General features: G+C 73.9%; 22 protein-coding genes. 11 read left to right on the plus strand and 11 right to left on the minus strand.

Translation table 11 applies throughout. The features are described from left to right. Positions 1-43: 43 nt before the first annotated feature. Positions 44-421 (minus strand): hypothetical protein, encoded by a 378-nt coding sequence (locus tag ACFCY7_RS31930; protein WP_376489545.1) that lies wholly within the window; start codon positions 419-421, stop codon positions 44-46. Positions 422-665: 244 nt separating this feature from the next. Between ACFCY7_RS31930 and ACFCY7_RS31935 the strand changes: the two genes are divergently transcribed. Next, positions 666-3,077, plus strand: a complete 2,412-nt coding sequence (locus ACFCY7_RS31935; RefSeq protein WP_376489546.1) for a polysaccharide lyase 8 family protein — start codon at positions 666-668, stop codon at positions 3,075-3,077. Between the two features lie 39 nt (positions 3,078-3,116). On the opposite strand, the gene ACFCY7_RS31940 is transcribed toward ACFCY7_RS31935, so the two are convergent. Further along, positions 3,117-3,560 carry a hypothetical protein gene (locus tag ACFCY7_RS31940; protein ID WP_376489547.1) on the minus strand — a complete coding sequence of 148 codons (444 nt, stop codon included), beginning with the start codon at positions 3,558-3,560 and terminating at the stop codon, positions 3,117-3,119. Between the two features lie 222 nt (positions 3,561-3,782). Between ACFCY7_RS31940 and ACFCY7_RS31945 the strand changes: the two genes are divergently transcribed. Both ACFCY7_RS31945 and ACFCY7_RS31950 read left to right on the plus strand, forming a co-directional pair. Further along, the gene (locus tag ACFCY7_RS31945) at positions 3,783-4,580 is read left to right on the plus strand and encodes a polysaccharide deacetylase family protein (RefSeq protein ID WP_376489548.1); all 798 of its coding nucleotides are present in this window, start codon (positions 3,783-3,785) and stop codon (positions 4,578-4,580) included. A 179-nt stretch (positions 4,581-4,759) separates the two neighbouring features. Continuing rightward, the gene (locus ACFCY7_RS31950; RefSeq protein ID WP_376489549.1) at positions 4,760-6,175 is read left to right on the plus strand and encodes an amidase; all 1,416 of its coding nucleotides are present in this window, start codon (positions 4,760-4,762) and stop codon (positions 6,173-6,175) included. 10 nt (positions 6,176-6,185) lie between these two features. Here ACFCY7_RS31950 and ACFCY7_RS31955 read toward each other — a convergent pair whose 3' ends face one another. From ACFCY7_RS31955 to ACFCY7_RS31970, 4 genes are read right to left on the minus strand one after another with little or no spacing between them, the layout of a single operon-like run. Beyond that, a complete protein-coding gene (locus ACFCY7_RS31955; protein ID WP_376489550.1) occupies positions 6,186-7,544 on the minus strand; it encodes an MFS transporter in 1,359 nt (452 codons plus the stop codon). Position 7,545: 1 nt separating this feature from the next. After that, positions 7,546-9,321: a condensation domain-containing protein gene (locus ACFCY7_RS31960; RefSeq protein WP_376489551.1), complete on the minus strand. Its 1,776-nt coding sequence runs from the start codon at positions 9,319-9,321 to the stop codon at positions 7,546-7,548. Continuing rightward, entirely contained in the window at positions 9,318-10,622 is a 1,305-nt protein-coding gene (locus ACFCY7_RS31965; protein ID WP_376489552.1) for a DUF6271 family protein, read from the minus strand. Before ACFCY7_RS31965 ends, ACFCY7_RS31960 begins: the two co-directional genes overlap by 4 nt. Next, positions 10,604-11,761: a phytanoyl-CoA dioxygenase family protein gene (locus ACFCY7_RS31970; protein WP_376489553.1), complete on the minus strand. Its 1,158-nt coding sequence runs from the start codon at positions 11,759-11,761 to the stop codon at positions 10,604-10,606. Before ACFCY7_RS31970 ends, ACFCY7_RS31965 begins: the two co-directional genes overlap by 19 nt. Before the next feature lie 443 nt (positions 11,762-12,204). On the opposite strand from ACFCY7_RS31970, the gene ACFCY7_RS31975 reads away from it, so the two are divergent. The 3 genes from ACFCY7_RS31975 to ACFCY7_RS31985 all read left to right on the plus strand — a co-directional run bounded on the left by ACFCY7_RS31975 (position 12,205) and on the right by ACFCY7_RS31985 (position 14,105). Beyond that, positions 12,205-13,065, plus strand: a complete 861-nt coding sequence (locus tag ACFCY7_RS31975) for a hypothetical protein (RefSeq protein WP_376489554.1) — start codon at positions 12,205-12,207, stop codon at positions 13,063-13,065. A gap of 82 nt (positions 13,066-13,147) precedes the next feature. Then, entirely contained in the window at positions 13,148-13,405 is a 258-nt protein-coding gene (locus ACFCY7_RS31980) for an acyl carrier protein (RefSeq protein WP_376489555.1), read from the plus strand. 10 nt (positions 13,406-13,415) lie between these two features. Beyond that, a complete protein-coding gene (locus tag ACFCY7_RS31985; protein ID WP_376489556.1) occupies positions 13,416-14,105 on the plus strand; it encodes a 4'-phosphopantetheinyl transferase family protein in 690 nt (229 codons plus the stop codon). Here ACFCY7_RS31985 and ACFCY7_RS31990 read toward each other — a convergent pair. Continuing rightward, positions 14,080-14,547: a MarR family winged helix-turn-helix transcriptional regulator gene (locus ACFCY7_RS31990; RefSeq protein ID WP_376489557.1), complete on the minus strand. Its 468-nt coding sequence runs from the start codon at positions 14,545-14,547 to the stop codon at positions 14,080-14,082. The two genes, ACFCY7_RS31985 and ACFCY7_RS31990, sit on opposite strands and share 26 nt — an antisense overlap. Before the next feature lie 241 nt (positions 14,548-14,788). Here ACFCY7_RS31990 and ACFCY7_RS31995 point away from each other — a divergent pair, with 241 nt between their 5' ends. Then, positions 14,789-16,438 carry a glycosyl hydrolase family 8 gene (locus tag ACFCY7_RS31995; RefSeq protein ID WP_376489558.1) on the plus strand — a complete coding sequence of 550 codons (1,650 nt, stop codon included), beginning with the start codon at positions 14,789-14,791 and terminating at the stop codon, positions 16,436-16,438. Here the strand turns inward: ACFCY7_RS31995 and ACFCY7_RS32000 are convergent. Next, positions 16,379-18,121 carry an FAD-dependent monooxygenase gene (locus ACFCY7_RS32000; RefSeq protein WP_376489559.1) on the minus strand — a complete coding sequence of 581 codons (1,743 nt, stop codon included), beginning with the start codon at positions 18,119-18,121 and terminating at the stop codon, positions 16,379-16,381. The genes ACFCY7_RS31995 and ACFCY7_RS32000 overlap by 60 nt on opposite strands. 152 nt (positions 18,122-18,273) lie before the next feature. On the opposite strand from ACFCY7_RS32000, the gene ACFCY7_RS32005 reads away from it, so the two are divergent. The 4 genes from ACFCY7_RS32005 (at position 18,274) to ACFCY7_RS32020 (ending at position 21,556) form a co-directional block, all read left to right on the plus strand. Next, positions 18,274-18,720 (plus strand): hypothetical protein, encoded by a 447-nt coding sequence (locus tag ACFCY7_RS32005; RefSeq protein ID WP_376489560.1) that lies wholly within the window; start codon positions 18,274-18,276, stop codon positions 18,718-18,720. A 116-nt stretch (positions 18,721-18,836) separates the two neighbouring features. Next, entirely contained in the window at positions 18,837-19,325 is a 489-nt protein-coding gene (locus ACFCY7_RS32010; RefSeq protein ID WP_376489561.1) for an SAM-dependent methyltransferase, read from the plus strand. Between the two features lie 63 nt (positions 19,326-19,388). Beyond that, a complete protein-coding gene (locus ACFCY7_RS32015; RefSeq protein WP_376489562.1) occupies positions 19,389-20,126 on the plus strand; it encodes a response regulator transcription factor in 738 nt (245 codons plus the stop codon). Beyond that, the gene (locus tag ACFCY7_RS32020; RefSeq protein WP_376489563.1) at positions 20,123-21,556 is read left to right on the plus strand and encodes an ATP-binding protein; all 1,434 of its coding nucleotides are present in this window, start codon (positions 20,123-20,125) and stop codon (positions 21,554-21,556) included. The genes ACFCY7_RS32015 and ACFCY7_RS32020 overlap by 4 nt, the downstream gene beginning before the upstream one ends. Here the strand turns inward: ACFCY7_RS32020 and ACFCY7_RS32025 are convergent. The 3 genes from ACFCY7_RS32025 to ACFCY7_RS32035 all read right to left on the minus strand — a co-directional run bounded on the left by ACFCY7_RS32025 (position 21,519) and on the right by ACFCY7_RS32035 (position 24,511). After that, positions 21,519-22,049, minus strand: coding sequence for an SgcJ/EcaC family oxidoreductase (locus ACFCY7_RS32025; protein WP_376489564.1), 531 nt, complete (start codon positions 22,047-22,049; stop codon positions 21,519-21,521). The genes ACFCY7_RS32020 and ACFCY7_RS32025 overlap by 38 nt on opposite strands. 130 nt (positions 22,050-22,179) lie before the next feature. Then, positions 22,180-22,917 (minus strand): nucleotidyltransferase domain-containing protein, encoded by a 738-nt coding sequence (locus tag ACFCY7_RS32030; RefSeq protein WP_376489565.1) that lies wholly within the window; start codon positions 22,915-22,917, stop codon positions 22,180-22,182. Between the two features lie 256 nt (positions 22,918-23,173). Further along, entirely contained in the window at positions 23,174-24,511 is a 1,338-nt protein-coding gene (locus ACFCY7_RS32035) for a carboxyl transferase domain-containing protein (RefSeq protein WP_376489566.1), read from the minus strand. Positions 24,512-24,726 lie beyond the last annotated feature (215 nt).

Genomic DNA, 24,726 nt, shown 5'->3' on the forward strand with positions numbered 1-24,726 from the left:
CTGCCGACTCGGCACGGGGCGGGGGCCGGCGCCTCCGGGCGGTTCAGGCGGCCGCGGCGGCCTTCTGGATCCGGGGCACGAAGACCCGGGCCAGGGAATGGGCGGTGGCGGGGTCCAGGGAGCTGCCCTCCCCCTCCAGCGTCACTTCGGCGACGACCGTGCCCAGGCACATGGTGAGGAACAGGCCGTCCATGCCGCCGACGTTGCGGTAGTAGGCGTGGCTCTCGACGCCGGGCACCGGCGGCACCGGCGCCTCGGTGCGCTTGGCCGACCAGTGCTTCTCCTTGCGGCAGCCGTCCTGGGCGGCCTTCCGGTCCGGGAAGGCCGTGAGGTCGAACGTGACCTCTTCGCCCACCGCCTCGAACTTCGCCTTGCCGCCGGCGACTTCGGCGCAGTCCCCTCCGCCCCCGCCCGAGTTCACCCTCGCGCTCGATCCCGCTCCGGCGCTGTTGCCGGTGGCCGGTTCGTTCGTCGCTGTGACACCTCGCCCCCTCGGTGATCAACACGAGGCCGCCCCGGGCGGGGCCCGTGCCCGTACGGCTCCGACCTCCGGCTGACCGAAAACTGCCCGATTCGGTGCCGTCCCTTGACGGATAGAAAGCGCTTGCAGAGGCTGCGGGGCAGGTAATCGTCCCCCGACTTCCTCCCGTAAAGGCTGGTCTCCCATGGGCTCTTCCCTGCGCCGCCGCACGTTCCTCCAGGCAAGCGGCGGTACCGCGCTGACGCTCGGACTCATCGGGGTCGGCGCCGCGCCGGCCGTGGCGGGGGAGGCGGACGCGCAGGAGTTCGCCGCGTTGCGCGCCACGTGGCGGGGGCTGGTCCTCGGTACGGGGTTCAGTCCCACGGCCGAGCCGTTCAAGGCGCTGCTGGCCGAACTCGGCAGGACGGCACGGGGGCACCTGGCCGCGATGGCGCCGGCCGAGGGCTCGCTGTGGCCGGACGCCGTGTGGCGGGACCCCGAGCCGGACACGGACGCGGAGTCGTACGCGTTCTCCGCGATGATGAACGAGAGCCTGAACCGGCTCAGCACGCTCGCGCAGGCGTGGGCGCAGCCCGGTACCGGTCTCACGGGGGATCCGGCCGCGCTGGAGGCCGTGCTGGCGGGGCTGGAGCACGTGCACGCGCAGGTCTACAACGAGACGACGACGCGGTACGGGAACTGGTGGAACTGGCAGATCGGGGGACCGCAGGCACTGATGGACACGTGCGTGCTGGTCCACGAGCACCTGACGGCGGAGCGGATCGCGGCGTACTGCCGGGCCGTCGACCACTTCGTGCCCGACTCGGTCTTCGACGCGTACACCGGTACCTCCACCGGGGCCAACCGCGTGGACCTGTGCCGGAGCGTGATCCTCCGCTCGATCGTCGGGGAGGACGTCGACCGCCTCGCGCGCGCCGTCGCCGCGCTCAACCCCGTCTTCCCGTACGTGACGGGCGGCGACGGCTTCTACGCCGACGGGTCCTTCATCCAGCACCGGAACGTCCCGTACATCGGCGGCTACGGCTCCGTCCTGCACGACGGCGTCGGGCGCCTGATGGCGCTGCTGCGCGCGTCGCGGTGGCCGGTGGACTCGCCGGACGCGCAGCTGTTCCTCGACACCGTCGAGAACGCCATCGCGCCGTTCGTGCACAACGGCCTGATCATGGACAACGTGTCCTCGCGCGGCATCAGCCGGGCCGGGACCTCCGAACACACCAGGGCGCACGCGCTGCTCGCGACCATCGTGCTCGTCGGACAGGGCGCGAGCGAGGCGGAGAACGCCCGCTGGCGCGCGATGGTCAAGGGGTGGATGCAGCGCGACTACTTCGCCCCGCCGCTGGGGAACCCGAAGCTGAGCCTGGTCCGCGCCGCCCTGCTGCAGTCGGTGCTCGACGACACCTCGGTCAGGCCCGCGCCCGAACCGGTCCAGCACCGGCTCTTCCACCACATGGACCGGGCCACGCACCGCCGCCGCGGCTGGTGCGCCTCGGTCTCCATGGCGTCGGAGCGCATCGCGCACTACGAGTTCGGCAACGGCGAGCACGCCCGCGGCTACCACACCGGCGCGGGCTGGCTCTCCTGGTGGGGCGACGACTTCGGCCTGGAGCAGTACTCGGACGCGTACTGGCCGACCGTCGACCCGTACCGTCTGCCGGGCATCACGGCCTCCCGCAAGCCGCTCGCCGACGGCGAGGGCGGCAACTGGGGCCAGCCCATGCCGAACGCCGCCTGGGTCGGCGGCACCACCGACGGGGAGTTCGGCGCCACCGGGCAGCACCTCGTGGGGCTCTCCTCCACGATGAACGCGAGGAAGTCGTGGTTCTGGCTGGACGACTCGGTCGTCTGCCTCGGCGCCGGCATCACCTCCGCCGACGGCCACACCGTGGAGACGACCGTCGACAACCGCGCCCTCGGCACGACGGGCACACCGGCGCTCACCGTCGACGGACGGGTCCAGCCGGACTCCCAGGGCCGGCAGTGGACCTTCGAGGACGCCGGCTGGGCGCACATCGCGGGCCACGCCGGCTACGTCTTCCCCGAGGGGCTGACCCTGAGCGCCGTGCGCGAGGAACGCACCGGTTCCTGGCGGGACGTCAACACCGGCGGCCCCACCGCGCCGCTCACCCGCCGCTACCTCACCCTCTTCACCGACCACGGCACCGACCCCACCGACGCCGGCTACGCGTACGTCCTGATGCCCGGCGCGAGCGCCGCCGCAACCGCGAGGCGGGCCGCCGACAAGGGCGCCCTCCGGATCCTCGCCAACACCGGCTCCCAGCAGGGCGTCCGCGTCCCCCGGCTCGGCCTCGCCGCCGTCAACTTCTGGGCCGCCGGCACCGTGGGACCCCTCACCGCCGACGCCCCCGCGTCCGTCCTCGTCCGCGAGCACCGCGACGGCACCGCGACCGTCGTCGTCTCCGACCCGGCCCGTCAGGCGGCCTCCCTCACGGTCACCTGGGCCAAGCGCGTCTCCGCCGTACTCTCCAGGCCCGCCACCGTCACCGCCGTCACGACGGGTGCCACCCTCCGGCTCTCCTTCGGCGACCTCACCCGTGCCGCCGGCGCCCCCCAGAAGATCCGGGTCCGGCTCGGCTGACCCCGGCTGCCCGGCTGCGCGTACTCCTCGGAGAGGGGATCAGACGTCCGTGAACAGGTCCTCGCGCGCCTCGTCGAGGACGAAGCCGTTGTCGAGGCGGACGCGGACCGTCACGCGGAGGCGCTGGGACTGGTGGGCGAGCCAGTCGGCTTCCAGGGAGGCGACCTGGTCCTCGAGTTGCTTCCGGCTGCCCGGGGGCATCTGGGGGCCGAAGTCGTCGAGCAGGGACTTGAGCCTGAGGTACTCGCGGACCTGGTGGCTTTCCCGCTTGGGGTGTTCGTCGACCCGCTCGACCGTGCCCTCGGTGCCGGCGGCCAGGGAGAGGGACCCGGCGACGACGTCCGCCGGGTCGAAGGAGTCCGGGGAGTCGGGAGAGTCGGGAGAGTCGGGGGACGAGCCCGGAGAGTCCCCGGCCAGGGTGAGGGAGCCGGCGAGCCGGACGTCTGCCGCCAGCTTCACGCGCTGGCCGTCGTGGAGTGCCATCGATGCTTCTTCTCTTCGGTCGGTAGGTAGGTCGGTCGGTACGTAGGTCGGTGGGTCGGGTGGTGCGTGTGCGTGCTCATTGTGGTTCGTCGGGTCAGGCCCGGGGGGAGGCGGGCGAACTGAAGGTCCTTCCGAACGGTCGGGGAGGAGTGAAACCTTCTCGGCGCATGTACCGTCCTCACTCCTGGGAGATGGTCGGAGCACACGGGGAGTGGGCATTCCATGGGGCAGCAGAACACGTACCGGACGCACATAGCCGTGGTGGCCTCGGCGGTGGGGATCAGTCTGGCGGTGTGGGCCGCCGCCGCGCTGACGGACACGGAGGCCGCCGCGGGAGTGGGGGCGGGGTCGGGGCAGCGTACGCCGTCGAGCCAGGCGGAGAAGCCGGCGCGGGTTCCGGCGCAGCGGATGCCCGAGGGGATCGCGCACGCCGCGGAGGCGGGCGGAACGGCCGTGAACATCACCATCGACGACGGGCCGGACCCACGGTGGACGCCCCAGGTGCTCGACATCCTCCGGCAGAACGGCGTCAAGGCGGTGTTCTGCATGATCGGACCGCAGGCGAAGGCGCACCCCGAACTCGTCAAGAAGGTCGTCGCGGACGGCCACCGGCTGTGCGACCACACCATGACCCACGACACGTCGATGGACAAGAAGTCCGTCGCGTACCAGAAGCAGCAGATCCTGGACGCGAAGAAGATGATCGAGGACGCCGCCGGGGGCGCGAAGGTCGAGTACTACCGCGCCCCGGGCGGCGCGTTCACCCCGGACAGCCGGCGGATCGCCGCCGCGGCGGGGATGCGGCCGCTCGGTTGGAACGTCGACACGAAGGACTTCGAGCAGCCGGGCGCGGCCTCGATCGTGAACACGGTCAAGGGCGAGCTCTCCAACGGGCCGACGATCCTCTTCCACGACGGCGGCGGCGACCGCAGCCAGACCGTGTCGGCGCTGCGGCAGGTGCTGCCGTGGCTGAAGGAGCAGGGCCACGCCTTCAGCTTCCCGGTGCGTACGGCTCCCTGACCCACCGTCGTCCGCACCCGGTCCAGCCCGCCACTCCCCTCATCCCCGGTTCCAGCCCCCGCCCGCCCCCCGTCCCAGCCCGCGCCTTCTCAAGGCGCGGCAGCCGACCCCTCGCGTGTTACTCGCCGGTACGTAATGATGGCGGGCAACCATCCATACGGCCGGGGGCTGAGGTAGCTGTGACGACTTTCGAGGAACGGACCACGGTGCACGCGTTCCGGGACGACGCCCTGGGGGAGCACGACGCCGTGGGTCTCGCGGCGGCGATCCGGCGGGGTGAGGTCGGTGCGGCGGAGGTCGCGCGGGACGCGGCCGAGCGGGTGCGGGCGGTGGAGGAGCGGCTGCACGCGGTCCAGGCGTACGCCGAGGCACCGACGCCGTCCGCCGGGGCGGGCGGTCCGTTCGCCGGAGTGCCGACCTTCGTCAAGGACAACACCGACTACCGGGGCCTGCCGACCGGCCACGGCAGCGCGGCCTTCACCCCGAGGGACGCGCGGCGGCACGCGCCGTTCGCCCGGCAGTTCCTGAGCAGCGGGGTCACCGTGCTGGGCAAGACCCGGCTGCCCGAGTTCGGTTTCAGTCCGTCGACGGAGTACGAGGGTGCCGAGCCGGTCCGCAATCCGTGGAACACGGGCCATTCGGCCGGGGGTTCGTCGGGCGGGAGCGCGGCGCTCGTCGCCGCCGGGGCGGTGCCGATCGCCCACGCCAACGACGGCGGGGGATCGATCCGGATTCCCGCCGCCTGCTGCGGTCTCGTCGGACTCAAGCCGACCCGGGGCCGGGTGGTGGCGAACGCGCAGAGCCGCCGGCTGCCTCTCGACATCGTCTCCGACGGCGTCGTGAGCCGTTCCGTGCGGGACTCCGCCGCCTTCCTCGCCGCCGCCGAGACCTACTGGCGCAACCCGAAGTTGCCGCCCGTCGGCCTGGTGGAAGGCCCCTCGGGGCGGCGGCTGCGCGTCGGATTCATGCTGGACTCGCCGAACGGGGTCCGGGCCGACGCCGTCACCCGGGCGGCCGTCACCGGCACCGTGGCGACGCTCGAACGGCTCGGCCACACCGTGGAACCGGTGGCGCCGGTCATCGACCCCCGCTTCACCGACGACTTCCTCACCTACTGGGGGCTTCTCTCGTTCCTCATCGGGCTCACCGGCCGCACCCTCGGCCCGGACTTCGACCGGAGCCGGATGGACGGCCTGAGCCGGGGCCTCCACGAGACGTACGCGGAGAACTGGCGGGGCACCCCGGGCGTGCTGCGCCGGCTGCGGCGGACGAAGGAGGCGTACGCGGCGGCGTTCCGCGGCTTCGACCTCCTGCTCTCGCCCGTCCTCGCCCACACGGCACCGCCGATCGGGCACCTCAGTCCCGCCGTCCCCTACCCGGAGCTCGTCGAACGGATCCTGAGGTACGTCGCCTTCACCCCCGTCGACAACATCGTCGGCACGCCGTCGATCTCGGTGCCCACGCCCGGCGCGACGGAGGACGGGCTGCCCGTCGGCGTCATGTTCTCCGGCCGCCCGGGCAGCGAGCGCACGCTCCTGGAGGTGGCCTTCGCCCTGGAGGCCGACCGCCCCTTCCGGCGCGTCCAGGACGCCTGACGGGACACCCTCAGGGTCCGGAGGGATCCGCGCCCCTCTCCGCCGGGTCCGCGGCCTTCTCCTCCGGACCCGCGCCCCTCTCCTCCCGACCCGCGGCCTTCTCGGCCGGATCCCCGGCGCTCTCCGCCGGGGTCCGGCCCAGGCCGCGGATGGCCGGCAGGGCGAGCATGGCGGTGAGGCAGAGGACGCCCATGACGGAGGAGAAGAGGAGTACGCGGTCGGCTCCGAAGGCATCCGCCGCCGGGCCCGCCAGGACGCGGCCCAGCGGGATGACGATGATGGAGCCGGCGATGTCGTAGGCGGAGACGCGGCTGAGGACCGCCAGCGGGATGTGGGACTGCACGCTGGTCGCCCACATCACGCCCCAGAAGGCGAAGCCGCAGCCGGCCACGACGCCGGTGAGCGCGGTGACCGTGAACGACCAGCCGAGCGCGGGGGCCAGGGGGTTGAGGGTGAAGAAGAACATCGCGCAGGCCCCCGCGACCAGCGGCCTGGCGGGCCGGACGCGCATGCCGAGCAGGCCGCCGACGATCGTGCCGGCGCCGTCGGCGGACGCGATCCAGCCGTAGCCGCCGGCCCCGTGCTGTTCGGTGAGCAGCGCGGCGCCGAGCGGCACCGACGGGCCGAAGACGAACAGGCCGTAGACGGCCCAGACGACGATGACGCCCCAGAGCCAGGAACGGGACCGGAACTCGTGCCACCCCGTGGCCAGTCGCCGCAGCAGCGGGTCGTCGCTGTCGTCGCCGCTCTCCCCGGCGCCGCTCAGGTGGCGCAGCGACAGCAGGCCGAGGGCGCTGACCGCGTAGGCCGCCGCGATGACCAGGAAGGAGCCGGCCACGTTCCAGTAGGCCGCGAGGAGGCCGGCGAGACCGGGGCCGAGCAGGGTGCAGATCGCCTCGGAGATCCGCAGCAGCGCGTTGGCCCGCTGGATGTCCTCGGCGACCTGGGGGACCAGGGCCGCCAGGCCGGGCTGGAACATGGCGGTGGCGGCGCCGCTGACCGCCATCAGCGCCATGACGTGCCAGAGCCGTATCCCGCCGCCCGCCAGCAGACCGGCGAGGGTGAGCATGGTCGCCATCCGCACCGCGTCGGCGCCGACCATCATCACCTGGGGGGTGAACTTGTCGGCCAGCGCTCCGCCGAACAGGATCAGCAGCACGATCGGGGCCATCCACGCGGCCAGCGTGTATCCGACGCCGCCTGCGCCGTACCCGGCGGCCAGCACGGTCGTCGTGATCGAGACCATCAGCATGCCGTCGGCGAGGAGCGACGTGCTGCGGGCGGTGAAGAAGCGGCGGAACAGGCCGGACCGCCAGGGGCTGGGGAGGGCGTCGGGCTTCCGCCGGACGGTCGTGTCGTCCATCGTCATGTCACATCTGCCGGTCGCGGCCGGTCCCTTCCATGAGTGTCCGCCGCCGCAGCCACGCGCTGCTCGGTTCGGTGTCGGCCGGCGGGTCCTGGACGATCACGTACCGGCGCGGGGCCAGCACTCCGGGACGGCCGGGCAGGGTCTTCATCAGCGCCGCGTGGGCGTGCTCCGGGGTCGGCGGGGAGTCGCCGGCGGCGATGTACGCCGTGAGGCCCGGCCCGTCGCCCTCCTCGGACGAGGCGCCGTACCCCGTGCGGCCCGTTCCGTCGCCCTTCCCGGACGGCACGTCGACGGCGACGTGGACGGGCAGGCCGCCGAGGGCGCGGCTCAGGGCGTCCGCCACGGCGGGCGGCGAGACCCAGGAGCCGTCGACGACGCTCCAGTCGGGGCCGCGCTCGACGGGGTGGACGCCCGTGACCTCGGTGAGCCGGGCGAGCGGCACGTCCGCGTCGGCCGCCGCCTCCAGGAGCCGTACGAGTCCGGTGAGGAAGGCATCGGCCTCGGCGCGGGGGAACAGCGCGGGGTCCGCCCACAGCGAGAGGTGGAGCAGGGGGTCGGCCTGGTGGACGAAGGTGAGGAGCCGGGTCGGCAGGACCTGGTCGGGGCCCCGGCTCAGCTCCAGGTCGGGCCCGGGTTCGTCCACCGGGGGCGCGGAAGCGGCCGCGAGGCTCGCGGGGAGCGTGCTGACGTCGTTGAAGACGACGTCGCGCGCGAACGCGCTCCCGCGCTCGAAGGTGGTCCGCCCGATGATCTCCCACAGGGCCACCGCGTCGAACCGGCTGTGCCGGTAGGCGTTGAGTGCCGCGCCCCACGCCTTGCCGAGGAGCGTGTCGAAGGACGGGACGCGCAGGTCGAGGCAGAGCAGCGCGTCCTGCGAGAGCGTGTTCACGGAGCGGGCCAGCCGGGGTTCGTACCGGTTGGAGGTCGGCACGGCGGTGACGCAGGCGGTCTGGCCGGCGCGGTGGGCGACGAGCGCGCACCAGGCCGTCAGGAGCACGGTGGCGGGCAGGCCGCCGGTGCGTTCCGCGACGCGGGCCAGCGCCCGGGCGCCCCGCCGTGACCGCAGGACGACCGACGGCGTCTTCACGTCGGTGCCCTCGGCGCCCGGCTCCGCGAACATCGCCTGGGGCCCGCTGCGGATGATCCGCTCCCAATGGGCGAGCGCAGCGCGGGACTTGCGCACTCCGGCCGGGGTCGCCTCCTCGGCGGCGAGGTCGAGCGGGGTGAGGGCCGTGACGTCCGGCAGGTGTGCGCCGGCGAGCAGCGCGAGCCATTCCTCGCGGAGCACGGCGAGGGCGCCGACGTCGGTCACGGCGTGGCTCGCCGCGAGGGCGACGTAGGCCGGCGCCCCGGCCGCGGACACCAGGGACACCCGCAGGGGGAAGTCCCGGTCGAGGTGGAAGCGGTCGGTGCGGGCCGCGCGGGCCAGCGACTCCGCGTAGCCCGCCGCGTCGGGCGGCAGCTCGTCGTGGTCGAGGAGGGTGAGCGTGAACTCCCCCTCGGGCGCCACAACTTGCTCGTGCGGTACGCCTCCGCCGGGAGGCCCGGGAAACGTGGTGCGCAGGGCCTCGTGGCGTATCACCAGGGCGCGCAGGGCGTCGATCGCCGCGTCCGTACGGGTCCCCGCCGGCACCGGCCAGACGTCGTGGATGTTGATCTGCACGGGCTCGTCGCGCAGGATGCAGCGGATCATGTTGGCCTGCCCCCTCGTGACGGGGCCCCGGCGCGCCTCGCCGCCCGCGTACGGCACGGTGACGGTCGTCGGGCGGCGGCTCATGCGATGCCTTTCACGGAGTGCGTGGCCCGGACGAGGGGTTCCCAGGCGTCGATCAGGAGGGCGAACTCCTCCATGTCCTGCCGGGCCTCGTCGAGGAGCCGCCCGGCGCGCGCGGCGAAGACGTCCGCGGCCTCGGCGTAGCGGCCGCCCAGCTTGCGGTAGGAGCGGTCGAGCACGTCGAGCCGTTCGACGTTCTCGGCGGGGTCGAGCCGGGTGCTGTCCCGGACGAACGCGGCGACGGCGGAGGCGCGGACGTGCCCCGCGTCGTCGAGCAGCGTGTCGCCGGCCGCCGCCATCCGGGCGTACACGGCGTTGAAGTACGCGGTGGACAGCAGGAACTTCGCGAGGCGCAGCTGGTAGGCGAGGAATCCTCGGTCGGAACGGCGTTCGCCGGTGTGGTAGTTGACGATGTGGCGGTTGTGCAGGATGCCGGGCAGCCGGGCGTCGTACACCAGGTGGATGAGGAAGTAGTCGCTGCCGATGGTGTCGGTCGCCGGGGGGAGCGGGACCCGGCCGTAGACCTCGCGGTCGAAGCCGATGTTGCACATGTCGACCCGCATCGGGCTGACGCTGGTGAGCGTGGTCCGGTCGGCGGTGAACGCGGCGGTCCCGGCGCCGCGGAAGGACTCCTGGATCAGGTTCGCGCGCCAGATCTCGGGGGTGCCGTCGGGGATCGAGAGACCGATGACGTCGCGGTAGACGGCGGGGTCGAGCCGGTGGATCTCCTCGACGTCCACGGACATCTCGCCGACGAACGATCCGCCGACCATGGCCACCGGCCGGTCCGCGCACGCGGGGTCGAGCCGGCCGCGGGTCACCAGGCCGGCCACGTCGGCGGCCCGGCATCCGAGGGAGGCGAGCTCGTGGTGCAGGGGGAAGACCGGCTTCCCGTCCAGGTACTGGTAGCGGCTGTCGGAGTCCCGGCGGTGCACCGACGCGCACCCGAGGGCCTCCGCCACGAGGAACGCGCGGTCGGTGCAGGCGCCGTAGGACACCCGGTCCGGCAGCAGCAGGCCGAGCACGCGCTCGGGTTCGCCGACGCCGGAGGCGGCGATCGACGCGCGGAGGAAGGCGCGCTGCTCGTCTTCGTCGAGGTGGTGGACGACCACGCCCGGGGCCGGTGGCAGCGCGCGCACCACCGCGCGGTGCCGGGCGCGTACCGCCGCGTCGGAGGAGTCCAGGATCACGAGCCGCACCTCGACGCCGAAGTGCGAGGCGCCGTAGGCGGCTTCCTCGGCGACGGCCGCGATGGTGTCCGCGCACGCGCGGTCGGTCGGGAGGGTCAGGCAGACGCGGCGCACGCCGGTTCTCCGCTCTGCGCGGAGGCGGCGGAGGCCACGGCGGGGTCGGCGGGGCCGGCGGGGACGGCTGCGGTGCGGGCGGGTGCCGCGGCGGCCTGACCCGCGTCCTTCCACGACGTGAGTCCGAGCAGTCTGCTGCCCAGTCCGGTCAGTTCGGCGGTGGGATAGCGCTTGGACTCGTGGAGGACCGGGTCGCCGACGAGGGTGCGGTTCCAGCGCGGGGTGCGCAGGTGGCGCCAGGAGTCGACCCGGGACTTCCGCAGCCGCTCGTGCTCTTCGAGCGCCGGCATCATCGACAGGTACTGGACGGCGCGCACGCCGTCCGCGGAGACGTTGCGCGCGACGCCGTGGGCGAGGAGGCCGTTCCAGATCAGCAGGTCGCCGGGGTGCAGCTCGGGCCGGACGACGGGGAACTCGGCGCGGTCCACGGCGGGGCGGAGGGGGTCGCGGTCGGCGGGCTGGCCGAGCTTCCACTCCTCGAACCGGCGGAAGAGCTCCGGGTCGCACTGGAAGCCGCCCGTCTCGGGGCGGGTGTCGTTGAGCGCGATGATGCCCTGCACCCGTTGGGGCGGGACGCCGAGCGTGGTGTCGATGTCCCAGTGCAGTTCGATGTCGAAGCCGCGCTCCCGGGCGTCGATGAGGGCGCGGTCGCGGTTGCGGACGTTGGGCGGGTTGAGGTTGAGCCGGTCCAGGGTCACCCACAGCTCTTCGCAGTCCCACACGTCGACGAAGGCGTCGTAGACGCGCTGCGCCTGGCGGTTGTCCCAGAGGAGCTGGTGGTGGTACGCCTCCACGAAGCCGTACACGTGGAGCTGCCGGTCCAGGGCGGAGCGGAACGGCCGGTCCTCGTACCAGCTGTCCGGGCGCTCGGGGTCGAGCCCCTGGAAGTCCCAGGTGAAGTCGAGCAGTCGCCGTGCGGCCTCGGCCGGGACGGCCTCCCGCACGACGACGTATCCGTACGTCTGCCAGTGCGCGAAGTCCTCTTCGGAGAGGACCCGGAGGGGCCTCGACTTCTTCAGCTCCCGGAGGGTCGTCTGTGCCAGGTAGGCCTCGCCGTCGGCGCTGAAGTAGGGGCGGTCGGACGCCGCGCGGTGGAGGTGGGGGCGGCGCGGGCGGCGGTCGGCGGCGGGTGTCGTCATGGGGTCCCTCCGGGGCGGGATTCAGGGCCGAGGACGGTCGCTTCCGGCGGTGGTTCGGCGGTCGCGCGGGCGCGGTGCCGGCGCCGCGGAGAGGGGAAGGCCATGCCGCGGCGGGGTGCTGAAGCCATGTCGTTGAGCAGAATTGGTGTAGACCATATGTTCTGTCAAGTGGGTCGCCGACACGCGGAGTTGTGTCGCTTTCGTGCGGCGTGAGTAAGGGGCGAGGGGGTGTCAGGCCGGTTCCGAGTGGGCCGACTTTGGTCTAGACAACTCGCCGACGGCTGGCCTAGGGTCCTGTGTGCGGACCATGACCTGATGGGTCATCAGCCACCCGTGCCGCGGCGCGCGTCCGTGCGCCGGTCCGGCCGACGCCGGCCCGTCCGGCACCCTTCCGGCTTCCGGAGCCCCCGACTGTTCGTCCACGCCCTGAGGGAGCTGTTTCCATGAGCACACCCGGCACCACGGCCCTGCCCGACGGCGGCCTGAGGAACCCCGGTGCGGGCCTGATCACGCTGGACCCGGTCCACACGGCCCTGCTGCGCGGCCTCGACGGCCTGCTGACCGGACTGGCCGGGCGCCTCTCCGCCCCCGAGGTGACGGGGCCGCCGCTGCTCTCCGTCGAGAGCCTCGCGCGCCTCGACTTCTTCCGGAACTTCCCCCACCTGGGCGTCTCCGCGGGACGGTTCACCCCCGAGGCGCTCGACGGCCTCGCGGCCGGCGAGGAGCCGGGCGCGCTGCCGCTCCGTCCGACCGGGTACCTCCTGCCGTCCGCCACCTGCTACGGACTCCTCCTCTCCCTGGAGGGCCGGGACGTCGGCGAGGCCGGACTGCGGCTCTCGGCCGCCGGCCGCTGCTTCCGCAACGAGACCCACTACGACGGACTGCGCCGCCTGTGGGGCTTCCACATGCGCGAGGTCCTGTACCTCGGCACCAAGCAGGGTGCGGTCGCACACCTGGAGAGCGGCGCCGAGTTCGTCCAGGAGCTGGCCGGCCGCCTCGGCCTCTCCCTGACCCGGGCCACCGCCGACGACCCCTTCTACGACAAGGGCGGCTCGCGCGCCCGGCTCATGGCGCTCGACCCGGTCAAGCACGAGTTCAGCGCCCCCGACGGCACCGCCATCGCCTCCGTCAACCGCCACCGCAACTTCTTCGGCGAGCGCCTCGACATCCGCGCCGGCTCCCACGGCCCCGCGTACAGCGCCTGCGTCGCCTTCGGCGTCGAGCGCTGGGTGCATGCCATGGTCCTCGCCCACGGCACCCCCGAGCGGGCCCTCGACCGGGTCCGCGACGCCGCCGCGCTCTGACCGGGGACCCCGGCCACCGCACCCCGCCCGCCCCCGATCCGGCGCACCGCCCCGTACGACGACACAGGAGCAATCCCGCACCATGGAACGCATCTCCGACTGGCTCCACGAGAAGAACCCCGGCCTCGACGCCCCGATCGACGCCGACGAGGACCTCATCGAGGCCCGGCTCATCGACTCCATGGACTTCCTGGAGTTCATCGACCTGCTCGAGGACATGTCCGGCAGCACCATCGACCTCCAGGAGGTCACGATCGACGACTTCCGCACCCTCAACCGGGTGCGGGCGCGCTTCCTGGACGCCACCGGACCGGCCGCGGCCCCGGCGGCGGCCGGATGAGCGCCCGCCGGTGACGAGCGGGTCCGCCGCGCCGGGGGAGGGGCGGCCCGTGTCGGCCGCGCTGGCGACCACCGCGGAGGTGCTGGCCCACCCCGAGCTGCACGAGGGGCTGCTCGCGCCGTGGGAACTGCGGCGATTGGACCCGATCCGGCTGCCCTCCCGCCGTGACGACGTCCTGGCGGCCCGGCTCCTGCTCCGGCTCTGCGTGGCCCGGTTCACCGGCCGGCCTCCGCACGCGTCCGCCCCGGCCCAGTCCTGCGCCGCGTGCGGACGGGACGGGCACGGCCGCCCCTTCCTGCCCGGCCGCCCCGGGGTCGGCCTCAGCGTGAGCCATGCCGACGGCCTCGTCGCCGCGGCGGTCGGCCCCGGCGCCGTCGGCGTCGACGTGGAACCCTCGGCGCGGCGGCCCGGCCCCGTGTCCGTCCTGCGCCGGCTCCTCCCCGAGGCCGACGTCCGGGCCGCCGCGGCCCGGCCGGACCCGGACGCGGCCCTCCTCCGCCTGTGGGTGCGCCACGAAGCCCTCTTCAAGGCCGGTGGTCCCGCCCTCCGGCTCCTGGAGTGGACCGACCCCCACCGCGCGGCCGTCGTCGCCGTCGCCGGCACCGCCCCGGTCACCGCCTACTCCCCGGAGCCCGGCGGCGGCTGGTCCCGGGTCGCCGAGGCCTCCGGGTCCGTCAGGGGGCCGTCCCGCCCGCGTTGAGGATCAACTGCCGGAGCACCTTCAGGGTGGTGGCGTAGTCGGCGTCGTCGATGCCCTCGTGGAGGGCGGCGCGGATCGCGGGGGCGTTGCGCGAGAGCTCGGCGCGGGCCTTCTCCCCGTCCTCGGTCAGCCACAGCCGGTCCTCGGCGTCCCGGGTCAGCCAGCCGCGCTCCACGAGCACGTCGCCCTCCGCGGCCAGGTCGTCCTCGGCCCGGAGGTAGGAGGCCATCGCCTGCCGCAGCTCGGGCACGGTCATGCCCCGGCCGTCGGGCGAGAGGTCGTTCTCCGACAGGTTGCGGAGCAGCCAGAACTGGGGCTGCGTGTAGCCCTTCTCGGCCTGCGCGGCCCGGGTGAACGCGATGAGCGCCTCGTAGGCGACGCCGGTCCAGTAGGCGGCGGGCTGCCGGGCGAGATCGGCGTCGGAGAGCTGATGGATCGTCACGAGATGTCCCCCTCTGGTGTTTCGGGTGCGGGGCCGCGGGCCCCGCGGGTCATGGGGCGACCGTAAAACCTCGAGTGTCGTTGAGGTCAACCGTGCGATCTTCCGGACGGTGCGAGAGTTCTCCAAACCCTTACCCGGGTGTCGTGTCGCGGGTCTTGCGCCCGGCTGCGGGGCTCTCTAGTGTCCGCCAATGGTTAGGAATACTTCCTATCTATTGTCCAGAGAGAGAAAGGGAGTTGTCATGCGGAGACGAAGCGCCTCGCTTCTCGGACTCGCGGGTCTGCTGGCGTTGCCCCTGACGGTCATGCCCCAGGCGGAGGCGGCGGACGGGCTCGTGTCGGGCGGGAAGGCCGTGACCGCCTCGTCCGTCGAGACCTCGGCCTTCGGGGCCGGACTGGCGGTGGACGGGAACACGGGAACCCGCTGGGCGAGCCTCGAAGGGGTCGACCCCCAGTGGATCCGCGTGGACCTCGGGGCGAACCACACGATCTCGCGGGTCAAGCTCAACTGGGAGGCCGCGTACGGCAAGGCGTACCGCATCCAGACCTCGGCCGACGGGACGACCTGGACCGACGTCTACTCGACGAGCGCGGGCGACGGGGCCACCGACGACCTGACCGTCTCCGGCAGCGGCCGGTACGTCCGGATGTACGGGACCGGTCGGGGGACGGCGTACGGCTACTCCCTCTGGGAGTTCGAGGTGTACGGCGCGCCGGCCGGCGGCGGCGGGGGAGGAGGCGGGACGGCCGTGCCGTTCGGCAGCCACCTCAAGCCGTACGCCGCGGGCATGCTGAAGCCCTCCGGCGCGCAGGCGACGACCGACCAGAAGGTGGTCGACTACTACAACCGGTGGAAGTCCGCCTTCGTCCGGCAGAACTGCGGCAACGGCTGGTACCAGATCATCTCGCCCGACGCCGACCACCCGTACGTCGCCGAGGCCCAGGGCTACGGCATGGTCGTGACCGCGACGATGGCGGGCGCCGACCCGGACGCCAAGAAGATCTTCGACGGCCTGGTGAAGTGGAAGATCGACCACCCGTCGTCGGTCAACCCCAACCTGCTCGCGGCCGAACAGGACACCGCGTGCAAGAGCGTCAACGGCGGTGACGGCGCCACCGACGGCGACATGGACGTGGCCTACGGCCTGCTCCTCGCCGACAAGCAGTGGGGCAGCACCGGCACGTACGACTACAAGGACCTCGCGCTCAAGCACATCGCCGCGATCAAGAAGGACGAACTCAACCCCACGACCAAGCTGTTGAAGCTCGGTGACTGGAGCAGCTCCGGTGACCAGTACTACTGGATCACCCGTACGTCCGACTGGATGGTCGACCACTTCCGCGCCTTCCGCACGGCCTCCGGCGACACGACCTGGGACGCCGTGCGCACCGCGCACCAGACCCAGATCTCCCGGCTCCAGTCCACCTACGCCTCCGGCACCGGACTCCTGCCCGACTTCGTCGTCGACACCAACACCACGCCCAAGCCGGCCCCGGGCCAGGTCCTGGAGGACCCGAATGACGGCGCCTACTGGTGGAACGCCTGCCGCACCCCGTGGCGCATCGCCGACGACGCGGTGACCAGCGGGGACGCCACGTCCCTCGCGGCCGCGCGCAAGCTCAACGGCTGGATCAAGACGAAGACCGGCGGCGACCCCAACAAGATCGCCATCGGCTACAAGCTCAACGGCACCCAGATCTCCTCGGGCAGCGAGGCCGCCTTCTTCGCCCCGTTCGCGGTGGCGGCGATGACCGACTCCGGCAGCCAGGCCTGGCTGGACGCCCTCTGGAACAAGATGGTGGCCACGCCGATCGACACGAGCAGCTACTTCTCAGCGAGCATCCAGCTCCAGGTCATGATCACCGTCTCGGGCAACCACTGGGTCCCCTAGCCCCCGGGGGACGGACAGGCCCCTGAGGTAGGCGGACAGCGCGGCCGCGGTCCCGGCGAGCGGGAACCGGGCGCCGAGCTGTCCGTCCGGACGGACCACGAGACCGGTCGCGCCGTCGGGGAGGTAGAGCCGTGCGAACTCCCCGGCGGCGTCGCGGTAGCAAGCCGTGGGAGGTCCGGCGGGCGCACCGTCCCCGGCCTCCCGGGCCTCCCGGGCCTCCCCGGCCTCCCCGGCCTCCCGGGCCAGGACCGCGACCGGCTGCAGGCCGCTCACGGTCCTGGCCGCCTCGGCCGCCCGGGCCAGCGCGGTCGCATCGTCCCCGTACAGGAGCACCACGTGTCCCACCCGGCCGCGCAGGACGTCGAGCAGACGCAGCGGGTACGCGGCGACGGGTGTCGTCAGGCCCCCGCAGTCCGGGGCGCGGTCGCCGGGCTGGGGTGCCCCGTCCGGCCCGTACGGGGCGCCGGACAGCGGGCCGTCGCGGTAGCCGACGAGCAGCTGGGCCTCGCGGAGCAGCCGGGTCCGTCCCTGGTCGGGGCCGGTCTCCATGCCCTGGACGGCATGGCGGACGGTCCGCCCCACGACCTCCTCGCCGACCGGGCGACGCTCGGCGTCGTAGCTGTCCAGCAGGGCGGGTCCGGCCTCGCCGCGGAGGACCAGGGCCAGCTTCCAGGCCAGGTTGCAGGCGTCCTGGACGCCGGTGTTCATGCCCTGGGCGCCGACCGGCGGATGGATGTGGGCCGCGTCGCCCGCGACGAACACCCGCCCCTCCCCGTAGCGGTCGACGATGCGGTGGCTGATGCGGAACACCGAGGACCAGCGCAGCGCGGAGAGCCGTGCGGGCCGGGGCGCCAGGCGGTCGACGACGGCCTGGAGGTCGGCGAGCGAGGGACCGGTGCCGCCTTCCAGACCGTGCGCGACACCGTCCCCGGCGCCCTCCGGGGGCGCGGACGCGGGAGGCGCCTTCATCGACATGCGGTAGCGCCCCGCGCCCGGCAGCGGGATGCACACCAGGAGGTCCTCGCCGCCGCCGTCCGGCGACGGGCCGCTGGAGCGCACGCCGTACCCCCGGGGCAGGTCCCAGTCCGCCTCGACGTCACCGAGCATGTACGTCTCCGGGAACGCCGACCCCTCGTAGGTCAGGCCCAGCGTCTTGCGGACCACGCTGTGCGCGCCGTCGCAGCCGATCAGATAGCGCACCCGCAGCTCCTCCTCGGCACCCGCGGCGGTGCGCAGCCGCGCGGTGACCCCGTCCGCGTCCTGGGCGAACGACAGCAGTTCGGTGCCGCGCTCGATCGCCGTGCCCAGACCCGCGACGTACGACTCCAGGAGCCGCTCGGTCTCGTACTGGGGCAGCGCGGCGAATCCGTACGGCACCTCCGGCGGCAGCGAGAGCTCGATCCTCGCCCGCTCCCGTCCGTCGGCGTAGATCAGCTGGCCGCGCAGCGGAACGGCGGCCTCCAGGACGTCCCTGACCAGACCCATCCGGTCCCAGAGCTCCAGCGTGCGCGGCTGGATCCCGACGGCCTTCGCGTACGGCAGCCTCTCCGGCAGCCGGTCGACGAGCCGGCAGCGCACACCGCGGCGGCGCAGCTCGGCGGCGGCGCTCAGGCCGACCGGCCCCGCGCCCACGACGAGTACGTCGGTGGTGGTGCCGCGGGTGTCCGTGGGGGAGTGGGCCATCGCTGCCTCCCGGTGCTGCCCGGCCTCCGGTCGGATTCCGTACGTCCATGGTCACCCGGTGCCGCCCGCCCGGCGAGCGCGGCGGGGCCCACGTGCCCCGGAGGTCCCGGAGGCGCGGAACCGGGCGGGACCCTCCGGCGTCCGTCACCGGCATGAGCGAGAACCCTTCACCCGGGGCCGAGCGGCACGGAGACCAGGAGCACGGGTCCGAGGAGTACGGAGCCGAGGTGCGCGAAGACCAGGAGCACGGCTCCGAGGAGCACGGAGACGGCCGCGCCGAGAGCGCCGTCGGCTGTCTGCTCGCCGTCGCCGGCGTCGCGGTCGTGGGGGCGTTCGCGCTGACCCGGGCCGCGTACACGATCGACGGCGGCTTCGAGGCGCACGCCAGGGACTGGGGAGTGATCCTCGTCGAACTGCCGCTGATCCTGTGCGCCGGCCTGGTCGTACCGCCGCTGACCTACACGGCGGCCACCCGGTGGCTGCGGCCGTGGCAGGCGGCGCTCGTCTGCGCGGCGGTCGTCGGCCTCGGCCTCTGGGGGCTGGCGGCCGGATGGAATCCGCCGCAGCGGCCCGATCCCGGTTACGGGCCCGGCATCTGACGGACTTTCGAGGGCCGTTCACCGGAAGGGGTACGGTGCGGGGGCGCGGCCGCACCCCTGGCCGCGGCGCAGCCGGAGCAACCCGCGGGACCCGTGGGAGAAGAGCGAGGAAGCCCATGACGGCACGGGAGAAGCGCACCACGGAGCCGGTCGTCTCGTACCCGGTGGGCCGTGTCGTCGGCGGGCGCGTCGAGGTGCGCGACGACGAGTGGGGCGACGTCGAGTCGGTCGTGCGGCTGGACGCGGAGGCCTTCGGTCCCGAGGCGCTCGCCGGCCTCGACGCCTTCTCGCACCTGGAGGTCGTCTACCACTTCGACCGGGTGCGGCCCGACGCCGTCCAGACCGGCGCCCGCCACCCGCGCGGCAACAAGGACTGGCCGCTCGTGGGGATCTTCGCCCAGCGCGGCAAGAACCGGCCCAACCGCATCGGCGTCTCGCGCTGCCGCCTGATCCGCACCGACGGCCTCGACCTCCACGTGCGGGGCCTCGACGCGGTCGACGGCACTCCGGTGCTCGACATCAAGCCCTACATGGCGGAGTTCGGCCCCCAGGGGCCGACGGAGCAGCCGGCGTGGGCCGACGAGATCATGCGCCGCTACTACTGAGCGGCCGTCCGGGTCCGGACGGCGGGGTGCACCGGCGTACGGAACTCGAACTAGGGTTTGCCCGTGCGTGTACTGCTGGTGGAAGACGACGAGCCGGTCGCGGAGTCCCTGCGACGCGGGCTCCTGCGCTACGGGTTCGAGGTGGAGTGGGTCACGACGGGGACGGCGGGCCTCGCCGTCACCACCCCGTACGACCTCGTGCTCCTCGATCTCGGGCTGCCCGACACCGACGGGCTCGACGTCTGCCGGGCGCTGCGGCGCCGCGGGGACGTCCCGATCATCGTGATCAGCGCGCGCAGCGACGAGACCGACCGGGTGGTCGGCCTGGAGATCGGCGCCGACGACTACGTCTCCAAGCCCTTCGGGGTGCGCGAGGTCATCGCCCGGATCCGCGCCGTGATGCGCAGGGTCCGGCCCGCCGAACAGCCTTCCGGGCCGCAGCGGTACGGGGCCAGGCTGACCGTCGACCGCAAGGCGGCCCGGGTCCGGCTCGACGGCGCCGACGTCGCGCTCACGCCCAAGGAGTACGACCTCCTGGCCTTCCTCACCGAGGAACCCGGCGCGCTGATGTCCCGTGAGCAGATCATGGAGGCCGTCTGGGACGCCAACTGGTTCGGGCCGACCAAGACCCTCGACGTGCACGTGGCCGCGCTGCGGCGCAAACTCGCCGGCGCGGTGGTCGTCGAGGCCGTCCGGGGCGTCGGCTTCCGGCTGGTCGTGGTGGAGGACGAACCGGCCGACGGCAGGGACGGAGCCGGGAGCGCGTCCCCGTCCGGCGCGCCCGGCACGGACCGCACGTGATCAAGCGGCTGATCGTCAGCTACGTGGCCCTCGTCGCGGTGGCGCTCGCCGCCTTCACCGTGCCGGTCGCCTTCACGCTCACCGCCCAACTCCGCGGCGACACCGAGGAGTCCGTACGCCGCGAGGCCACCACGATGGCGCTGCTGCTCGGGGACGGCGACGCCCCCGCACGGCAGGCGCTGGCCCGGATGGCGGGGGCGTACGCGGACGAGACGCCCGGGACGGTGGAGGTGGTGGCCGCCGACGGCAGGAGCGCGATGCCGCCGCTGCCGCTGCCCGACGATCCGGACGACCCGGCCTTCGACGGCGCGCTCGCGCACGGCCGCACCACCGTCGACTGGGGGTCGCGGCTCGTCTGGGGACCGGAACTGGTGGTCACCGTGCCCGTGTACGCGCGGAACGGGACCGTGCACGAGCGGATCGTCGGCGCCGTCCGCGTCCGGTACGAGACGGAGGACCTGACCGACCGGCTGTGGCGGATCTGGGGCTTCCGGGCGATCCTCGCGGTCGGCGTGCTCGCCGTGGCGGCCGGGCTCGGCGCGATCGTGGCCCGGCTCCTGACCAAGCCGCTTCGGCAGCTCAACGACATGGCGAGCCGGTTCGGCGACGGCGACCTCACCGCCCGGTCCCCCGTCACGGGCCCGCAGGAGACCCGGACGCTCGCCCGCACCCTGAACCAGGGGGCCGAACGCCTCGACACCCTCGTCGCGTCGCAGCGCATCTTCGTCGCGGACGCCTCGCACCAGCTGCGCACCCCGCTGACCGCCCTGCGGCTCTCGCTCGACAACATCGCGGACGGCGTGGAGGACGAGTTCGTACGCGAGGACGTCGACCAGGCGACCGCCGAGGTCGTACGGATGAGCCGCCTGGTCAGCGGCCTGCTGGTGCTGGCGAGGGCCGAGGCGAAGGTGTCCGCGCCCGAACCGCTGGCGCTGCGCGAACTGGTCGAGGAGCGCCTGAACGTGTGGCGCCCGGCCGCCGACGAGCGCGGCGTGACGATCGTCCTCACCGGGGACCCCGACGACCGGCCCCGGGTGCTCGCCGGGCCCGGCAACCTCGACCAGGTCCTCGACAACGTGCTCTCCAACGCCCTGGAGGTCTCCCCGGACCGCGGCACCATCACCGTACGGGTGGAGCAGTGCGGCCCCGAGGAGACGGTCCTCGACATCCTCGACCAGGGCCCCGGGATGTCCGCCGCCGAACAGGCCCGCGCCTTCGACCGGTTCTGGCGCGGTCAGGGGCTGACCGGCCGTACCGGCTCGGGCCTCGGCCTCGCCATCGTCAAGCAGCTGGTGACGGACGACGGCGGCCGGGTCGCCCTGCGGGACGCGCCCGGCGGCGGACTGTGCGTGCGGATCGGGCTGCGGACCGACGCCGACGCACCGCGCCGGATCAGCCCTCGGCAGGCAGCACCGAGGAGTGGTGGTTGACGATCAGCCAGGTGCCGTTCCGCTTCTCGTACTCGTAGGTGTACCGGGCGTCGACGGCCTTGGTGACACCCGTCTTCGGGTCGGTGAGGTGGAAGCGGTAGACGCCGGCGTCGAGCGCCGAGTTCCGGTCGAGGACGTGGATCACCGAGCGGACCTTCTCGCCCCGCGGCTTCTTCTGCAGGAAGTGCTCGAAGTAGTCGGCGATCTCCGCGTGGTTCGTGCGGATCCGGGGCGACGCGGTCGGCAGCAGCACGGCGTCGTCGGCGTACAGGCCGGCGACCTTCTCCGGGTCGCCGGTCAGCAGCGCCGCGTTCCACCGGTCGAACAGCCCGGCGATCTCCCGCTCGGTCACCCTGCCCTGCCGGTCGCCGCCGTCCCTGCCGCGGTCCTTCTCGCCGGCCTGGGCCACGCCCACGCCGGCGGCGAGGGCGCCGAGCGCGGTCACGGCCACACCGGCGGCTATGGCGGCGCGGATACGGGGCCTACGGTTCATCGGAGCTCCTGACGTGAGGGGACTTCCCCCGGACGTGGACGCGTTCGGGTGGTGCCACTCTCGCCGCGCCCGGGTTAGGCCCCGTACAGCGGACGGCCAGGGCCCGGACAAGGCTCGGGAAAGATCCCCGTCAGCGGGCGCCGACCGAGTCGATGACGCCGTGCCAGGTGCGCCGGTAGCCCTCGCGCAGCGGGCCGCCGACCAGACCGAGGACCGCGGAGGCCGCGTCGGCGAGGGGCCCGGGATCGCCGGAGGCGCACAGCGCCAGATGGCCGTCGAGGAGCGCGGCGCCCAGGTCGGGGTCCGCCGCCAGGAGGCGCCGGGGAAGCCACTTCCCGCTGCCGAGCCACCCGCGGCGGTGGTCGCACAGCAGGTCGGCGGCGCCGTCGAGGACGAACCCGGCCACCGCGAGCCGCTCGACCCGGTCGCCCGTGTCGGCGAGGTCGTCCAGTGCGTCCGTCAGGCCGTACCGCTTCGTCTCGACGGTCTCCGGGGCGAGCGGGCGCGGCCCCTCGCGGAGGTCGGCCTCCGCCAGCGCGCGGGCCCAGGAGGCGGCGCCGTCCCGGTCGACGAGGACGAGCCCGTCGGCGTACATGCTCTGCAGGACCGCCCGCCGCGCGGCGACGTCCGCGGCGAACAGCTCCCCGAGACCGGTCCGGGTGTGGACGAAGAACTCCACGACCCTCCCCTCGAACCGGATCGTCTCCCGGTACGACTCGCCTCCGTCCGGCACCAGGACCGCGAGGTCCAGGTCGCTGCCCGCGGTGGCCCGGCCCGCGGCCGTCGAACCGGCGAGGATCACGGCGAGGGCGTCGGGGAAGCGGGCGTGTACGAGACGTCGAGCCTGGTCGACGGGGTCTGCGGTCATGCCGGACAGGATGCCGAATCCCCCGGTCGTACGCGACTCCGTTCCGGCCGCTGACGTGCGGCGACGGGCCCCGGCCACGCACGGGGCCGCCGTCCGCGTCCGCGCCGGACCAGCCGTGGACCACCGGCTCGCCGGTGAGCTCGACGCCCGCCGTGCGCAGCCCGTCGAGGGCGACGGCGGTGGTGTCGGCGGCGACCCCGGAGGTGAAGTCGAGCAGGACGCGGGTGCGGGCGCGGCCGTGCTCCGCGGGGCGGCGTCAGGGCTTCACGATGCCGCGGACGACCCCCAGGTCCAGGAGGTCCCGCGGCCGCAGCCGGAGTTGGTCCGCCGTCGCGTCGGTCTCCTCCGGCGCCCGCTTCAGGATCGACGCCGCCAGTTCGGGGGCGATGACCGAGAAGTAGCTGTCGGGGGTGGCCCAGAGGTTGTCGGGGGCGGCGAGGGCGAGGGCGCCGCCGGAGCCGCCCTCGCCGATGAGGAGGGAGGTGAGGGGGACGCGGGCGGTGGCGACGGCGGCGAACAGGTCGGCGATGGCGGGGCCGGCTCCGGCGTGCTCCGCCGCCGGGTCGTTGGCGGCGCCCGGGGTGTCGACGAGGGTGAGGACCGGGATCCCCAGCCGGTCCGCGAGTCGGACGAGCCGCGCGGCGGTACGGAAGCCGGCCGGGCGGGTCGCGGTGCCGCACTGCGCGGCGAACGCGACGGTACGGCCGTCGGGGAGCTGCCCGAAGCCGCAGCGCATCCCCGGGTCGACGCCGCCGCAGCGGTCGCCGGAGATCTCCTCGCGCAGCGTGAAGTGGGCGTCGAGGTACGCGGGGGCCCGGGACCGGTCCGGATGCCGGGCGTCCGCCACGGCCTCCCGGCCGCTCGCGGCGGGCTCGGCGCCCGGGGCGGAGAGCGCGCGCGGCGGCGGGACCGGTCCCTCGGCGGGCCGGGTGAGCAGACCGAGCCAGCGCCCGAGGGCGGCGCGCAGCGCGTCGGGCGGCACGATCGCGTCGACGTGGCCGTGGGCGAGCTGGGCCTCGGCGGTGTACGCGGCGGGGTCCGCGTCCGGCGGGCGCACCCGCGAGCCGGCGAAGCCGACCTGGGCCCCGGGCAGGGCGAGCACGACATCGGATCCGGCGCCCAGCGTCGCCCAGCCGCCGCCCGTCGTCGGGTTCCGCAGGACCGCGATCTGCGGCAGCCCGGCGGCCCGGGTGAGCGCCGACTCACGTGCCAGGTACTGGAGTTGGAGGAGCGCCCGCATGCCCTCGTGCATCCGGCTGCCGCCCGTCGCCGGCAGGACGACCACGGGCAGCCGGCGCGTGCGGGCCAGCGCGTGGGCGGCCGCGGCGCGCGCTCCCGTCCGCTCGCCGAGGGAGCCGCCGAGGAACCGGAACTCGAAGGAGATCAGCACCACCCGTACCCCGCACACCGTGCCGGTGCCGCAGACCACCGACTCGGTCTCGCCGGTGCGTTCGGCGGCGCGGGCGTGGGCGTCGGAGTAGCCGGGCCAGTCGATCGGCCCGTCACCGGCCAGGGGCTCCTCCCCGTAGGGGAGTTCGGTGAAGTCGTCCGCCACGAGGGCGATCGCCTCGCGTGCCGTCCTCGGGTCGCTCATGGGGGCCTCGCCGCTCGTCGCCGGAGTGTGCGTACGGGTGGGGTCGGGGCCGGCGCGGAGGCACGGCCCGGTCATACATTCCCACCGTACCGCCCGGTCGGGCGAGGGCCGGGCCGCGCCGGTCGTACGGCGTTCGAGTGCGGAGGCGCGGCTGCGGGGGCCCGGCCCGGCGGGGGCCCGGCCCGGTGGAGGCCTCCCCGACTCGGGCCGGCCTC

Source organism: Streptomyces sp. NPDC056361, from assembly GCF_042262805.1.
Taxonomy (GTDB): domain Bacteria; phylum Actinomycetota; class Actinomycetes; order Streptomycetales; family Streptomycetaceae; genus Streptomyces.

What these genes read in the sequence shown, in the direction of transcription:
- ACFCY7_RS32025 (WP_376489564.1), bottom strand. Translation starts at nt 22,049, where the DNA reads ATGAACCGTAGGCCCCGTATCCGCGCCGCCATAGCCGCCGGTGTGGCC.
- ACFCY7_RS31935 (WP_376489546.1), top strand. Translation starts at nt 666, where the DNA reads ATGGGCTCTTCCCTGCGCCGCCGCACGTTCCTCCAGGCAAGCGGCGGT.
- ACFCY7_RS32005 (WP_376489560.1), top strand. Translation starts at nt 18,274, where the DNA reads ATGAGCGAGAACCCTTCACCCGGGGCCGAGCGGCACGGAGACCAGGAG.
- ACFCY7_RS31980 (WP_376489555.1), top strand. Translation starts at nt 13,148, where the DNA reads ATGGAACGCATCTCCGACTGGCTCCACGAGAAGAACCCCGGCCTCGAC.
- ACFCY7_RS31970 (WP_376489553.1), bottom strand. Translation starts at nt 11,761, where the DNA reads ATGACGACACCCGCCGCCGACCGCCGCCCGCGCCGCCCCCACCTCCAC.
- ACFCY7_RS31955 (WP_376489550.1), bottom strand. Translation starts at nt 7,544, where the DNA reads ATGACGATGGACGACACGACCGTCCGGCGGAAGCCCGACGCCCTCCCC.
- ACFCY7_RS31945 (WP_376489548.1), top strand. Translation starts at nt 3,783, where the DNA reads ATGGGGCAGCAGAACACGTACCGGACGCACATAGCCGTGGTGGCCTCG.
- ACFCY7_RS32030 (WP_376489565.1), bottom strand. Translation starts at nt 22,917, where the DNA reads ATGACCGCAGACCCCGTCGACCAGGCTCGACGTCTCGTACACGCCCGC.
- ACFCY7_RS32035 (WP_376489566.1), bottom strand. Translation starts at nt 24,511, where the DNA reads ATGAGCGACCCGAGGACGGCACGCGAGGCGATCGCCCTCGTGGCGGAC.
- ACFCY7_RS31940 (WP_376489547.1), bottom strand. Translation starts at nt 3,560, where the DNA reads ATGGCACTCCACGACGGCCAGCGCGTGAAGCTGGCGGCAGACGTCCGG.
- ACFCY7_RS31995 (WP_376489558.1), top strand. Translation starts at nt 14,789, where the DNA reads ATGCGGAGACGAAGCGCCTCGCTTCTCGGACTCGCGGGTCTGCTGGCG.
- ACFCY7_RS32000 (WP_376489559.1), bottom strand. Translation starts at nt 18,121, where the DNA reads ATGGCCCACTCCCCCACGGACACCCGCGGCACCACCACCGACGTACTC.
- ACFCY7_RS32010 (WP_376489561.1), top strand. Translation starts at nt 18,837, where the DNA reads ATGACGGCACGGGAGAAGCGCACCACGGAGCCGGTCGTCTCGTACCCG.
- ACFCY7_RS31960 (WP_376489551.1), bottom strand. Translation starts at nt 9,321, where the DNA reads ATGAGCCGCCGCCCGACGACCGTCACCGTGCCGTACGCGGGCGGCGAG.
- ACFCY7_RS31975 (WP_376489554.1), top strand. Translation starts at nt 12,205, where the DNA reads ATGAGCACACCCGGCACCACGGCCCTGCCCGACGGCGGCCTGAGGAAC.